Below are 14,071 nucleotides of genomic sequence, written 5' to 3' on the forward strand. Positions count from 1 at the left end.
AATTTCCAGCTATCATCTGTTAACATTAGTCTTGGCATTTGGGGTAATTGTTTTGATTTTTGGCGAAACCATTATAACAGCCCCATTTGCTGCTTGCTTTTTATACCAAAAAGATCAACACGCTCTAATCGATAATTCAGAAAGTGTTAATTTTGCTAAATCACTATCTAGAAGCATGTTTAATACGTGCTTTTTAGTTCTTCCTGCTTTCACGCCTAGATTTGGGTCATTGATGTATTTATACAGCAGATCACCAACTGTCAACTCTTCGGTATCGTTTTGCGTAGGAACCCCGTTTTGCTCCAGTTCAGCAACCCGCATAGCACCCCATGTTTTGGCGTGGGACTGTTTTCCAAATGTGCGGTTTTCTCTGTAAATATATTTGCCGCCAGATTTAACGCCAACAGTGCAGCGATAGCGGGTGGTGCCATCTGCGCGAGGGCGCTTTTCTATGCTATAGTAGGCCATCTTTGATGCTCTCCTGTTCAGGTCCCCATATTAATGGGGTTCTATATGGGGTGCTAATAATCCAAAAATAGCCTAAAACAACCTTAAATGCACGAAAATATACATATACAAAAACATAGTGAATTCACTGCTATATCAACGAGCGCTGGTAAATTCAAGCCTTCCCGCTTCTCCGTTGCCCCCATGTTAGACTGGACTGACCGTCATTGTCGTTATTTCCACCGCTTATTAAGTAAAGAAGCGCTGCTTTACACGGAAATGGTGACAACGGGGGCGATTATTCATGGAAAAGGGGATTATCTGGCTTATAACGAGCAGGAGAATCCGTTGGCCTTGCAATTGGGTGGCAGTGAGCCTCAGGCATTGGCACAGTGTGCCAAGATTGCGCAGGAACGGGGTTATGATGAAATCAATTTGAATGTTGGTTGTCCCTCTGACCGTGTGCAGAATGGTCGTTTTGGTGCCTGTCTGATGGGAGATGCGGCGCTGGTGGCTGATTGCGTTAAAGCCATGCAGGATGTAGTGGATATTCCCGTTACCATTAAAACCCGCATTGGGATTGATGAGCAAGATAGCTACGAGTTTTTGTGTGATTTTATTGATACTGTCGTAAAAAACAGCGATTGCGATAATTTTGTTATCCATGCGCGCAAGGCATGGTTATCTGGTCTCAGCCCAAAAGAAAACCGCGAAATTCCACCATTGGATTATCCACGGGTCTATCAATTAAAGAAAGATTTCCCTCAATTGACGTTTTCCATTAACGGCGGTATTAAGTCATTGGAAGAAGCGAAACAGCATTTGCAATACGTGGATGGTGTGATGATTGGACGAGAGGCTTACCAGAATCCATCTATTCTGGCACATGTGGATCGTGAATTATTTGATCAAACAGCACCAGTCACGAATACGATTAATGTGGTTAAGGCGCTTTATCCTTATATAGAACAAGAATTGTCTAATGGTACTTATTTAGGACATATCACTCGTCATATCTTGGGAATTTTTCAGGGAATTCCTGGTGCGCGTCAATGGCGTCGTTATTTGAGTGAGAATGCCCATAAACCCGGCTCCGGTATTATGGTCGTTGAAAAAGCGCTAGAAATGGTAACAGAGCGGATGTAGTCCGCTCTTCATTAAAGTTATCAAGGGATTAGTAAGCTGGAGCCGTGAGTTAAGCGGCTTTCCAATGCTTGATGTGCGGTTGCAGCTTCGCTCAATGAAAACTTTTGGCTTTCTGGTATATCGATTTTGATTTTGCCAGTGGCGATCAAATCAAACAGGGCATTGCTGGCTTCGTTCAATTCCTCACGGGTTGTGATATAGCCGTTAACTGCGGGGCGAGTGACGAACAAAGAGCCTTTTTGATTGAGCAGACCTAAATCGACGCCGGTCACTGGCCCGGAAGCATTACCAAAGCTAACCATCAAACCACGTCGTTTGAGACAGTCCAGTGAATCTAACCATGTAGCTTTACCTACAGAATCATAAACGACACTGACTTTTCCTCCACCAGTGATCTCTAAAACGCGTTCGACGATATTCTCATGATTGTAATTGATGATTTGCCATGCACCCGCGGCTTTTGCAAGTTCGGCTTTTTCATTAGAACCCACAGTTCCAATCAACTTTGCCCCCAACGCTTTTGCCCACTGGCAGGCAATCAGCCCGACACCACCAGCTGCGGCATGGAACAAGAAAGTTTCATCTTTTTGAATTTGATAGGTCTGGTGAAATAAATAGTAAACAGTTAGGCCTTTCAAAAGTGATGCTGCCGCTTGCTCAAATGAAATCGAATCAGGCAGGAGAGCGAGCCTGTGTTCCTGCACGTTATGCACTTCACTGTAAGCACCAACGGCAGATTGCGCATAAGCTACGCGATCACCTACTTTAATTGATGTTACATTCGCGCCAACTTTGGTGGCAATACCCGCAGCTTCCATACCAAGGCCGGATGGTAAGCTGGTGGTAGGATATAACCCACCGCGAACATAGGTATCAATATAATTAATACCTATGGCTTTATTTTCGACTTGTACTTCATCAGGTGCAGGGGCTACAGGTACAAAGTCACAATATCGGAGTACTTCTGGGCTGCCAGTAGTGGAAAATTCAATACGTTTTGCCATGGTAACTCTCTCATCATGTTATAAATACTGGGAAGAGCTTCGTATGTTTGCAATGAAAATAGTGCAAACAGACGTAAATGTGCCCGAAATCATTACAGACTATATATAATTACTCAAGGCTGTTTTCATGGCGTATACTGATTCCCTATTTTGTTCTTGTTTAGTGGATTGATGCGGTATACATGGCTGGAAAAAAACCAACTAACAACAGTATGGCTGAACCAAAAGATCGCCAAGTGGAAGGGCTGAAACTTCCACCACACTCTTTGGAAGCAGAGCAATCCGTGTTGGGCGGTTTGATGCTGGATAACGAACGTTGGGATAATGTTTCCGAGCGGGTCACCAGCAATGATTTTTTCAGCCGACCACACAGACGTATTTTCTCCGAAATGCAGCGTTTACTCGAAACGGGTAAACCCATTGACTTGATTACATTATCGGAATCTCTTGAACTGAATGGTGAACTCGATAATGTCGGCGGGTTTTCCTATCTGGCTGAACTGTCAAAAAACACACCAAGTGCCGCGAATATCAATGCGTATGCTGATATTGTCCGTGAGCGAGCCGTCGTTCGTGACATGATAGCCGTGGCAAATGAAATTGCGGATGCGGGGTATGATCCGCAAGGGAGAACCAGTGAAGAGCTGTTGGATCTGGCAGAATCACGGGTATTCCAGATTGCAGAAAATCGGGCAAACAAAGATGAAGGTCCGAAAGGTATTGAGCAGATCCTTGAAGAAACCGTTGAGCGAATTGAACTGCTCTATCAGCGTCCGCACGATGGTGTTACAGGCGTTTCTACAGGGTATCAAAATCTGGATAAAAAGACCGCAGGGTTGCAAAAATCAGACTTAATCATTGTCGCTGCACGTCCCTCAATGGGGAAAACCACTTTTGCGATGAACCTGTGTGAAAACGCAGCGATGATGCAGGATAAACCTGTTCTGATTTTCAGTCTTGAGATGCCTGGCAATCAGATCATGATGCGTATGCTGGCATCCCTTTCCCGAGTGGATCAAACGCGTATTCGTACCGGTCAGCTTGATGATGAAGATTGGGCTCGTATTTCCAGCACCATGGGGATATTGCTGGAAAAACGTAATATGTATATTGATGATTCATCTGGTCTGACTCCAACAGAAGTGCGTTCCCGTGCGAGACGAGTTTTCCGCGAACATGGCGGACTTAGCTTGATTATGATCGACTACCTGCAATTGATGCGGGTACCCTCGTTATCTGATAACCGAACACTGGAAATTGCTGAAATATCCCGTTCTTTGAAAGCGTTGGCAAAAGAGCTTCAAGTTCCGGTTGTTGCATTATCCCAGCTTAACCGTAGTTTGGAACAGCGGGCCGATAAGCGTCCGGTTAACTCCGACCTGCGTGAATCAGGCTCCATTGAGCAGGATGCTGATTTGATCATGTTTATTTATCGTGACGAGGTATATCACGACAATAGTGAACTGAAAGGTGTGGCAGAAATTATCCTTGGTAAACAGCGTAATGGCCCTATCGGTACGGTAAGGTTGACTTTTAATGGTCAATGGTCACGCTTCGATAACTATGCAGGTCCGAGCTACAGTGATGAATAAACCTAGCGCCTATTTCCCATATTCCAATGATTTGTAATCATCGGTGTCTATGAGGGTAGGCAGTTATTGACTAAACCGGACAGGAACATCATAAAAGAAGGGGACAAAATGAAAGCGGCAACTGCTGTTATAGACCGCCGCGCTCTGCGACATAACCTGCAACAAGTCAGGGTACAAGCTCCTGACAGTAAGGTGATTGCAGTTGTGAAAGCAAACGCCTATGGACATGGTTTATTAGAAATTGCGCACACAATGGAAGACGCTGACTGTTTCGGTGTCGCCCGGATTGGGGAAGCGCTTGCCTTGCGAAGCGGCGGGGTCGTCAAGCCAATTTTACTATTAGAAGGTTTTTTTGAGGCGACTGATTTACCTGTGTTGGTCGTCAATCATATTGAAACCGTGGTGCATAGTATTGAGCAGCTCGAAGCATTGGAGCAGGCGGATTTGTCCCATCCGGTTAAAGTATGGATGAAACTGGATACAGGTATGCATCGGCTGGGCATCAGAATTGATGAAGCGGAAGCTTTTTATCAACGCTTGAGCCGTTGTCATAACGTTGAACAACCTATTAATATCATCAGCCATTTTAGCCGGGCGGATGAACCTACCGTAGAGACAACCCAACAACAAATCGATCGCTTTATGGCATTCGCTGCGGATAAAGCCGGTGAGAAATCCATTGCTGCATCAGGGGGGATTTTGCTGTGGTCACAAGCTCATTTAGATTGGGTTCGCCCTGGCATCATGATGTACGGAGCCTCGCCAATGGCGGATAAAACTGCGGCTGACTTCAACTTGATCCCAGCTATGACGTTAAAATCCAGCTTAATCGCGGTACGTAAGCATAAAGCGGGAGAATCGGTGGGATATGGCGGTACATGGAGCAGCGAGCGTGATACCTGTCTTGGCGTAGTGGCTATGGGATACGGTGATGGCTATCCCCGAAGTGCGCCAGCCGGCACGCCAGTATTTATCAACGGCCGGAAAGTACCGATTGTTGGTCGTGTTTCCATGGATATGGTTACTGTAGATTTAGGGCCTGATTGTCTGGAAAAAGTCGGGGATGAAGTAATTCTTTGGGGCAGACTCCTGCCTGTAGAAAAAATTGCGGAACACTCTGGAGTCAGTGCTTACGAGTTAATGACTAAATTGACTTCACGTGTTGCAATGGAATATCTAGACGAGTAATGCACTAAGTTATATTGTCTGCTAATGCGTTTTTCACATAATTCAGCAGCAGGGAGTATAACGTAGTGTTCCAGAATATTGATACATACGCAGGTGATCCTATCCTATCGTTATTGGAAGCATTTAATAACGATCCTAGAGAAGAAAAAATTAATTTGAGCGTCGGTCTTTATTACGATGAACAAGGTATAACCCCCCAATTGCAGGCTGTTGCAATTGCTGAAAAACAAATGAGCGCTCTGCCTCAGTCTGCTTCTCTTTATCTTCCGATGGAAGGATTATTTGCCTATCGCGTGGCAATTCAGGAATTGCTATTTGGCAAAGATCATCCATTGTTAAATCAGAAACACATCGCAACCATTCAAACAGTAGGGGGATCAGGAGCATTGAAAGTGGGTGCAGATTTCTTACACCGTTATTTCCCGGATTCTGAAGTATGGTGCAGTGATCCAACCTGGGAAAACCATGCTTCCATTTTTGCTGGGGCAGGAACAAAGGTAAATTATTATCCCTATTTTGATGACAAAACCAAAGGGGTAAAATTTGACGAAATGCTGTCTACATTCAAACAACTACCAGCAAAAAGTATTATTTTGATGCACCCTTGCTGCCATAACCCAACAGGCTCAGATCTAACTAATGACCAATGGGATCAGGTGATTCAGATTGCTCAAGAGCGGGAATTGATCCCTTTCCTTGATATCGCCTATCAGGGATTTGCAGATGGTATGGAAGATGATGCCTATGCAATCCGTGCGATGGCAGATGCAGAGCTGCCTTGTCTGATTAGTAATTCATTTTCGAAAATTTTTTCACTGTATGGTGAGCGTGTTGGTGGGTTATCCGTTGTCTGTGATGACGCAAAAGCAGCGGAATGTGTCTTGGGACAATTGAAAGCGAGTGTGCGTCGAATTTATTCTAGCCCACCTAATTTTGGTGCTCAGGTTGTTGCCAGAATATTGAGTCATCCAGAATTAAAAAAACAGTGGCTGGAAGAAGTTGAACAAATGCGTTTACGCATTCGGGAAATGCGGACAGTTTTAGTTAATGCCCTGAAAAAATCCTTGCCAGAGAAGAATTTTGACTACCTACTGAAACAGCGTGGTATGTTCAGTTATACCGGATTCAGTCAGGAACAGGTCGATCGATTGCGTGAAGAGTTTGGTGTCTATCTGGTCGGTTCTGGCCGTGTTTGTATGGCTGGCGTGAACCATCATAACGTGCTACGCATTGCAGAGGCATTTGCTGGGGTAAATTAGTGGCTTACCACCTATAGAATTAAAAATTCCCCTGTTCTAATGATGGGCAGGGGCATATTACCATTTAGACACAGAAATTATATGAAATTTACGGAGTTAACAAATACAGAATATCCCGTATAACAAGATAAAATTGGTCTCTATATCAAAGTTATCTCTGTGATAGCCCCAAATAGAAGATTTTTATTGGTTATTTTTATATGAAGTCTATTCACCATATCAATCTACGAGGCTTTCATATATAGTAATCGCTTGTGTTTTTAACACCCCTTTTAATCTTAATAACAAATCTAATCAAATAATTGTATTAATCTTTTAATGTTAAAAGATTAAGTAAATGGAAATAAAGAAGATGTAATACTAACTCTTGAACTCTTTCATCGGTTAATTAGATGAACATTAATCTGTAAAGGCATCAGTATGTCTTTATTGGGATAATTATTAAAAGAGTCAAAGCATTATGGATATGCAATCAAGAAAGTATGGTAGAACATTCCATTATCCGTTCTCGCCAGGCACGACCAGTGACGATCGTATTAATCATCATTGGTGGCAAGATATGCAAAAAATTAAGCGGCTTGTTCACACGGAAAAATTGGACGGTGAAAATAACTGTCTAAATCGTTATGGTGTATTTGCCCGCTCTCATGCCGCTCCAACACAATCGGCATGGACTCAACAAATTCGCCAGCGCTGGGAAGTCATCAAAAATGATTTAGGTAATATTGAGATCTTTGGCGAAAATCTTTATGCCATTCATTCCATTGAATATCGTCAGCTTGAAGAATATTTCTTTGTGTTTGCCGTGCGCATGAAAGAACATTGGCTCAGTTGGGAAGAAGTTAAATTTTATGCCGAGTTATTCGATTTTCCGACTGTGCCTGAAATCAGCATTTCTGGAACACGGAATGAATCTGATTTTATACAAAATATTATTAAAACAACTAAACAGGGAAGTCATTTCTGTTCATGGGATACACACTCTAAACAGGTGTGTTCAATGGAGGGCATTGTGAGCAGGGATGCCGGAGAATATTTGGTGGCTGAGTTTTCGCATCATGTTTTTAAATATGTACGGAAAAATCATGTCAAAACAGATATTCATTGGAAACGCCATTGGCAAAGGGCTCCACTCTATTTTGAATGCCTTTCTGAACCGAAGAGATTTAACGCAAAAGGAGAAAGAGAATGAGTTGGATATTTAGTCATAATAAATCATGGGATTACTTATCCTCGACCTTCTCTTTTATCGCTGATATGAATGGAGTTCAGCAGGATCCCGTTCATCATTCTGAAGGTGATGTTGCAATCCATACTCAGATGGTATTAGCCGCTTTGCAACAATTGCCAGAATATTCGCTGTTGTCGCTTGAAGAACAAGAGATTCTCTGGACTGCTGCACTATTGCATGATGTTGAAAAACGCCACACGACTCGTGTTGATTGGGATGGACGCATTATTTCTCCCGGTCATGCCCGTAAAGGTGAACTGACGACCCGACAAATTTTGTTTCAGCAAATACCTACTCCATTTGCAATACGGGAACATATTGCCGCACTTGTGCGTTTTCATGGATTGCCGTTATGGTTAATGGAAAAGCCTAGCCCACAAAAAGCACTATTGGCAGCATCCTTGCGTGTTGACACCTATTTGCTGTATTTACTGGCAAAAGCGGATATTTTGGGGCGAACATGCCAAGATGCGAAAGAATTGTTGGAACGTATAGAATTGTTTGAACTCTATTGTCGTGAGCAAGGTTGCTGGCGTGTATCACGGGCATTTTCTTCTGGTGAAGCTCGTTTCCATTATTTTTCTACTGACAGTGAACAACCAAATTATCAACCTTATGATGATTATGGTAGTCAGGTAACTTTGTTGTGTGGGCTGCCGGGTATGGGTAAAGACTATTTTATCCAACAACATGCTCGAGGAATACCGATTATCAGTCTGGATTCGATTCGTCGTCAGCATCAAATTAGTCCAGAAGATAAAGAAGCTAATGGCTGGGTAGTACAGCAAGTAAAGAAGCAAGCCAGAGAACAACTACGAAACAGACAAAATTTCATCTGGAATGCGACTAATCTGACAGCACAAATGCGTCAGCAACTGATTAAACTGTTCGTGAGCTATAACGCCAAAGTCAGGATTGTTTATATTGAGACAGACTATAAACGCTGGCGGCAACAAAATAGTCATCGTCAGTATGTTGTACCGGATAAGGTATTGGATCGGATGCTTGCTAAATTGGAAATCCCGACACCTGAAGAAGCACATGAAGTTCGTTATTTCATTGATTCGGTATTATTGAATCGATAATGACGGAATATCATTCTGTGGTTTTTGTTGAAAGTGGAAGGCTGAGGAAATGCATTAGCCTTCCTGCTCTATTATTAATAATATGAAGTGTTATTTTTTCAACAACTCATAGAACGTTGGGTTATCATCACACTGCCCACCGCCACATTCCAGAATGGTAGAAATCAAATTGGCAGCGATCAAAAATGCGAATAATCCCATGGCAATTTTGCCCAACATTGGTGGAGTGTATCTTGCAGAGTCGGTATTGCCTGTTTTCAGAGGCATAATTACCGCGATGGCAATAATGGTCAGAATTGATACGATTGCGGCCCAAGTATAAAAGTGTAACCCGAAGAAAGTTGAACCATATCCTGTATCACCTGGCAGGATATGAAGAGAAACCTGACGCATAGCAACGAAGCCAGTTACAATACAGCCAATAATTGAAAGACTGTAATGGGTATTTTTTATACCGAAGTAAATATTAAACAAAAATCCGAAACCAATCATTATAATGCCGGCACGTTGCAATAAACATAATGGGCAGGGAAGTTCAAAACGTGCTAATTGATAATAAAATGCGACTATCAAAATAACACTGATACCGAATAGACCGAGAATATTTAAGCTCGTCGCGAGATTAATATCACGTTGTGTTGATATTGTATTATTCATTACAGCCTCCGATCAAAAGGAAAGATTCAGTGCATCAGTGGCATGATATTGAAACCAAAATACCGTGATGATTAATAAAGCAAACCAAAGTGAGTATGTCAGCTTTTTCTTGCGTGTAATTACCGAGGCAATTATAAGTAACGCAATTAAAAAAGGTAAAAACATATACATATTTAATCTCCATTATAAGTTTTAGGCATATGATATGCCATTATGTCATTAGCGCATGAAAAATGTGATCAGTATTAATATTAGATCAACAATACAATACTGATTTACGAAAGGTTATTTCATTAAAAATGGCTGCAAGAAAGAAAATGCTTTTTTGTACGCATAAAAATGCATTTGGTCAGTAATTGGTTAACAAATAGGTGAAATCCCCCCCATTGTGTGGGGGAGGATAATATAGATAGGACTCGTTTAGTGACTACAGTAGGTTAGTCACGCTCAAGTATCGGTTTCAAAAAACGAGCCGTATGCGATTCCTGACATTGGGCCACTTCTTCTGGTGTTCCCGATACCAGTATTTCACCACCACCGCTCCCTCCTTCAGGGCCGAGATCGACAATCCAGTCAGCCGTTTTAATCACATCCAGATTATGCTCAATCACAACAATCGTGTTTCCCTGATCCCGAAGTTGATGCAGGACAGACAGTAACTGCTGAATATCCGCAAAATGCAAGCCGGTCGTCGGTTCATCAAGGATATATAGTGTCTGGCCTGTACCTCTCTTAGAGAGTTCCCGTGCCAGTTTTACCCGTTGTGCTTCCCCGCCTGACAGTGTTGTTGCCGATTGCCCCAGACGAATATAGGAAAGACCGACATCTATCAAGGTTTGCAGTTTACGGGAGAGAGCAGGGACAGCATCGAAAAATTCTCGTGCCTCTTCAATGGTCATATTCAGAACTTCATTAATATTCTTGCCTTTATATTTGATTTCCAGCGTTTCACGGTTATAGCGTTTGCTCTTACACTGATCGCAAGGTACATAAACATCAGGCAGAAAGTGCATTTCAACCTTAATCACACCATCGCCCTGGCAGGCTTCACAGCGTCCGCCTTTTACGTTGAAACTGAAACGTCCCGGTGTATAGCCACGGGCACGAGATTCAGGAACACCTGAAAATAATTCTCTCACAGGCGTAAATATACCAGTATAAGTAGCGGGGTTTGAACGAGGGGTTCTGCCAATAGGGCTTTGGTCTATATCAATGACCTTATCAAAATGCTCCAGTCCTTCAACATCGATATAAGAGGCAGGATTAATGTTTGTTGCCCCGTTTAGCTGGCGCTGTGCTATAGGGAAGAGTGTATCGTTGATCAGCGTTGATTTACCGGAACCAGAAACGCCGGTGATACAGGTAAACAAGCCGACTGGTAGTTTTAGTGTTACCTTTTTCAGATTATTGCCTTTTGCTCCAATCAATTTTAGTATCTTGTCAGGATTGGTAGGCACACGCTGCTCTGGAATGGCAATTTTGCGTTCACCACTCAGGAATTTTCCGGTGAGAGATTTTTCACTTTCCATAATATTGGAAAGAGTCCCTTCGGCAACAATCTCACCGCCATGCACACCCGCGCCAGGCCCGATATCGATAATATGATCAGCTGCACGGATGGCATCTTCATCGTGTTCGACCACAATAACGGTATTACCCAGATTGCGCAGATGCAGCAACGTTTCCAACAAACGCTCATTATCCCGCTGATGCAGGCCGATGGAGGGTTCATCCAGCACATACATTACGCCGACAAGACCTGCACCAATTTGGCTGGCTAAACGAATACGCTGGGCTTCACCGCCTGAAAGTGTTTCTGCTGAACGGGAGAGCGCCAGGTAATTCAAACCAACATTAACCAGAAATTTCAGGCGATCACGGATCTCTTTCAAAACTTTTTCAGCAATTTTGGCGCGTTGCCCACTCAGTTTAATATTTTGGAAAAATTCCATCGCATGACCGATGCTGAAATCAGAAATCTGGGGCAGCGTGGTGCTTTCAATAAAGACATAGCGGGCTTCTTTGCGCAGTCGGGTTCCGTCACAAGAGACGCAGGAACGATTGCTGATATATTTTGCCAGCTCTTCCCGTACCGCAGTAGATTCCGTTTCTTTATAGCGGCGTTCCATATTATGCAGGACACCTTCGAACGGGTGGTTACGAACGGTCACATCGCCGCGATCATTGGTATATTTAAATTCGACGGATTCTTTTCCTGAGCCATATAAAACCACTTTCCTAATCACAGAACTTAACTGATTAAATGGCACTTCGATATCGAATTTATAATGTTCTGCCAGTGATCTCAGCATCTGGAAGTAGTAAAAATTACGGCGATCCCAGCCACGTATTGCGCCGCCAGCAAGGGATATATCACCATTCTGAACAACACGTACAGGATCGAAAAATTGCTGAACGCCTAAACCGTCACAAGTCGGGCAGGCACCGGCAGGATTGTTGAAGGAAAACAGGCGTGGTTCCAGTTCGCTCATACTATAGCCACAGATTGAACAGGCAAAATTGGCGGAGAAGATCAGTTCTTCGGCCTGTTCATCATCCATATTAGCAATGACTGCCGTACCGCCGGAAAGCTCCAGTGCGGTTTCGAATGATTCTGCCAGCCGTTGGGGGAGATCGGCTCGTACCTTGAAACGATCTATAACCACTTCAATGGTATGTTTTTTCTGCAATTCAAGTTTAGGTGGATCAGAAAGGTCACAGACTTCACCATCAATACGGGCGCGGATATAGCCTTGTGCAGCAAGGTTATCCAGCAGTTTGGTGTGCTCACCCTTGCGCTCCTTGACGACAGGGGCCAGCAACATCAGGCGTTGGCTTTCCGGCAATGCCAGTACATTATCCACCATCTGGCTTATCGTTTGCGCTGCCAGAGTGATATCGTGCTCGGGGCAGCGCGGTTCACCCACGCGCGCAAACAGCAGGCGAAGATAATCGTGAATTTCAGTAATTGTCCCGACCGTAGAACGCGGGTTATGGGAAGTAGACTTTTGCTCAATGGAAATCGCCGGAGACAGCCCTTCGATATGATCGACATCCGGTTTTTCCATCAGTGATAAAAACTGGCGGGCATATGCAGAGAGCGATTCCACATAGCGCCGCTGACCCTCTGCATAAAGAGTATCGAAAGCCAGGGATGATTTACCGGAGCCGGATAGCCCAGTAATGACGATTAGCTTGTCACGGGGAATTATCAAATTGATATTCTTGAGATTATGGGTGCGGGCGCCCCGAACTTCGATGTTATCCATATACCACTTCTCAGATTATTGATAGAGCAAAATACGTAAACGCGTTATTATTGCACAAACTTTGCTGAATGGATATACAGTATTAGATGGGAAATCATGCTGCAACCATTACAATGTAAAGTACGATGCGCTTCGCAAAGTATAATATAACGGGTATATCTTTAAACTTAGCCCTCGCATGGTAAACTACTTTGCTTATAATTAGAGAAGTCCGTTTTTAGCAAAATTCATTTCATCAGGAGTATTCCCAATGGCCAGCAGAGGCGTAAACAAAGTTATTTTAGTGGGTAATTTGGGGCAGGACCCGGAAGTTCGCTATATGCCGAACGGAGGTGCAGTCGCCAACATTACTCTGGCAACGTCTGAGAGCTGGCGTGACAAGCAAACCGGTGAGATGAGGGAAAAAACCGAATGGCACCGTGTAGTGCTCTTCGGTAAACTGGCAGAAGTTGCAGGTGAATATCTGCGCAAAGGTTCTCAGGTCTATATCGAAGGTTCTTTGCAGACCCGTAAGTGGCAGGATCAGAGCGGTCAGGATCGTTACACCACTGAAATTGTGGTAAATGTTGGTGGTACAATGCAAATGTTGGGCGGTCGTGGTGGTGCAGGGCAAGAAGCTGCTCCAGCACAAAGCGGTTGGGGGCAGCCACAACAGCCACAGACATCTCAGCAATTCAGCGGTGGCGGTGCGCCATCTCGTCCGGCTCAGTCTCAGTCTTCTGCACCACAGAGTAATGAGCCACCAATGGATTTCGATGATGATATTCCATTTTAAATTTGATTTCGGAAATTCGGTAAATAATTGAATCTAACACCCCGTTTATACGGGGTTTTTATTTTATGTAACTATACCTGCCGTCACCTGTCGTCTTTCAAGTTGCAACTTTGTTGGCTGCGCTCACTCACCCCAGTCACATAGTTAGCTATGCTCTTGGGGGTTCATTCCCTTGCCGTCGCGCTGCATCTTGAAATCCATTGGGTATATAAAGTTTTTATTAATTACCTTGATTTTTTTACAGATAATGAATGAAATAGCAAATAATTTAATCCACTGATAATGTCATAATAAATAGTTTGTCATAATGGTGAGACTCTTATATTTCTCATTTCTTTCCAATCCGTTAACGAAGCCCTTTTCAAAAAAATTTTCACATTACGAATAAGCTGCCACATAAATTGGCAACAATGATTGC

At 43.5% G+C, this 14,071-nt stretch carries 11 protein-coding genes and 1 pseudogene; 7 read left to right on the forward strand and 5 right to left on the reverse strand.

Annotated elements, in window-relative coordinates:
- Nucleotides 1–129: 129 nt before the first annotated feature.
- Nucleotides 130–468, reverse strand: a pseudogene (locus AACQ81_RS17965) (site-specific integrase); the annotation flags it as partial.
- Between the two features lie 87 nt (nucleotides 469–555).
- Between AACQ81_RS17965 and dusA the strand changes: the two are divergent.
- The gene (gene dusA, locus AACQ81_RS17970; protein ID WP_237388119.1) at nucleotides 556–1,593 is read left to right on the forward strand and encodes a tRNA dihydrouridine(20/20a) synthase DusA; all 1,038 of its coding nucleotides are present in this window, start codon (nucleotides 556–558) and stop codon (nucleotides 1,591–1,593) included.
- Between the two features lie 20 nt (nucleotides 1,594–1,613).
- Here the strand turns inward: dusA and AACQ81_RS17975 are convergent, their stop codons facing one another.
- Complete coding sequence (locus tag AACQ81_RS17975) at nucleotides 1,614–2,597, reverse strand: quinone oxidoreductase (RefSeq protein WP_237388120.1); 984 nt, start codon at nucleotides 2,595–2,597, stop codon at nucleotides 1,614–1,616.
- A gap of 182 nt (nucleotides 2,598–2,779) precedes the next feature.
- Between AACQ81_RS17975 and dnaB the strand changes: the two genes are divergently transcribed.
- The 5 genes from dnaB (at nucleotide 2,780) to AACQ81_RS18000 (ending at nucleotide 8,952) form a co-directional block, all read left to right on the forward strand.
- Nucleotides 2,780–4,189 carry a replicative DNA helicase gene (dnaB, locus tag AACQ81_RS17980; RefSeq protein ID WP_237388121.1) on the forward strand — a complete coding sequence of 470 codons (1,410 nt, stop codon included), beginning with the start codon at nucleotides 2,780–2,782 and terminating at the stop codon, nucleotides 4,187–4,189.
- Nucleotides 4,190–4,297: 108 nt separating this feature from the next.
- Nucleotides 4,298–5,377, forward strand: a complete 1,080-nt coding sequence (gene alr, locus AACQ81_RS17985) for an alanine racemase (protein ID WP_237388122.1) — start codon at nucleotides 4,298–4,300, stop codon at nucleotides 5,375–5,377.
- A gap of 65 nt (nucleotides 5,378–5,442) precedes the next feature.
- A complete protein-coding gene (locus AACQ81_RS17990) occupies nucleotides 5,443–6,636 on the forward strand; it encodes an amino acid aminotransferase (RefSeq protein WP_237388123.1) in 1,194 nt (397 codons plus the stop codon).
- A 460-nt stretch (nucleotides 6,637–7,096) separates the two neighbouring features.
- Nucleotides 7,097–7,828: an RNA ligase family protein gene (locus tag AACQ81_RS17995; RefSeq protein WP_237388124.1), complete on the forward strand. Its 732-nt coding sequence runs from the start codon at nucleotides 7,097–7,099 to the stop codon at nucleotides 7,826–7,828.
- The gene (locus AACQ81_RS18000) at nucleotides 7,825–8,952 is read left to right on the forward strand and encodes an AAA family ATPase (protein WP_237388125.1); all 1,128 of its coding nucleotides are present in this window, start codon (nucleotides 7,825–7,827) and stop codon (nucleotides 8,950–8,952) included. Before AACQ81_RS17995 ends, AACQ81_RS18000 begins: the two co-directional genes overlap by 4 nt.
- 90 nt (nucleotides 8,953–9,042) lie before the next feature.
- Here the strand turns inward: AACQ81_RS18000 and AACQ81_RS18005 are convergent, their stop codons facing one another.
- From AACQ81_RS18005 to uvrA, 3 genes are all read right to left on the reverse strand, one after another.
- Nucleotides 9,043–9,609 (reverse strand): disulfide bond formation protein B, encoded by a 567-nt coding sequence (locus tag AACQ81_RS18005; protein WP_237388126.1) that lies wholly within the window; start codon nucleotides 9,607–9,609, stop codon nucleotides 9,043–9,045.
- Nucleotides 9,610–9,621: 12 nt separating this feature from the next.
- Complete coding sequence (locus tag AACQ81_RS18010; protein ID WP_237388127.1) at nucleotides 9,622–9,780, reverse strand: DUF5993 family protein; 159 nt, start codon at nucleotides 9,778–9,780, stop codon at nucleotides 9,622–9,624.
- 266 nt (nucleotides 9,781–10,046) lie between these two features.
- Nucleotides 10,047–12,878: an excinuclease ABC subunit UvrA gene (uvrA, locus tag AACQ81_RS18015; protein WP_237388128.1), complete on the reverse strand. Its 2,832-nt coding sequence runs from the start codon at nucleotides 12,876–12,878 to the stop codon at nucleotides 10,047–10,049.
- 250 nt (nucleotides 12,879–13,128) lie between these two features.
- Here uvrA and ssb1 point away from each other — a divergent pair, with 250 nt between their 5' ends.
- On the forward strand, nucleotides 13,129–13,653 hold the full coding sequence (gene ssb1 / locus AACQ81_RS18020) for a single-stranded DNA-binding protein SSB1 (RefSeq protein WP_237388129.1): 525 nt from the start codon (nucleotides 13,129–13,131) through the stop codon (nucleotides 13,651–13,653).
- Nucleotides 13,654–14,071: the final 418 nt, after the last annotated feature.

Source organism: Xenorhabdus sp. Sc-CR9 (assembly GCF_963897815.1).
In the GTDB taxonomy this organism is placed as follows: domain Bacteria; phylum Pseudomonadota; class Gammaproteobacteria; order Enterobacterales; family Enterobacteriaceae; genus Xenorhabdus.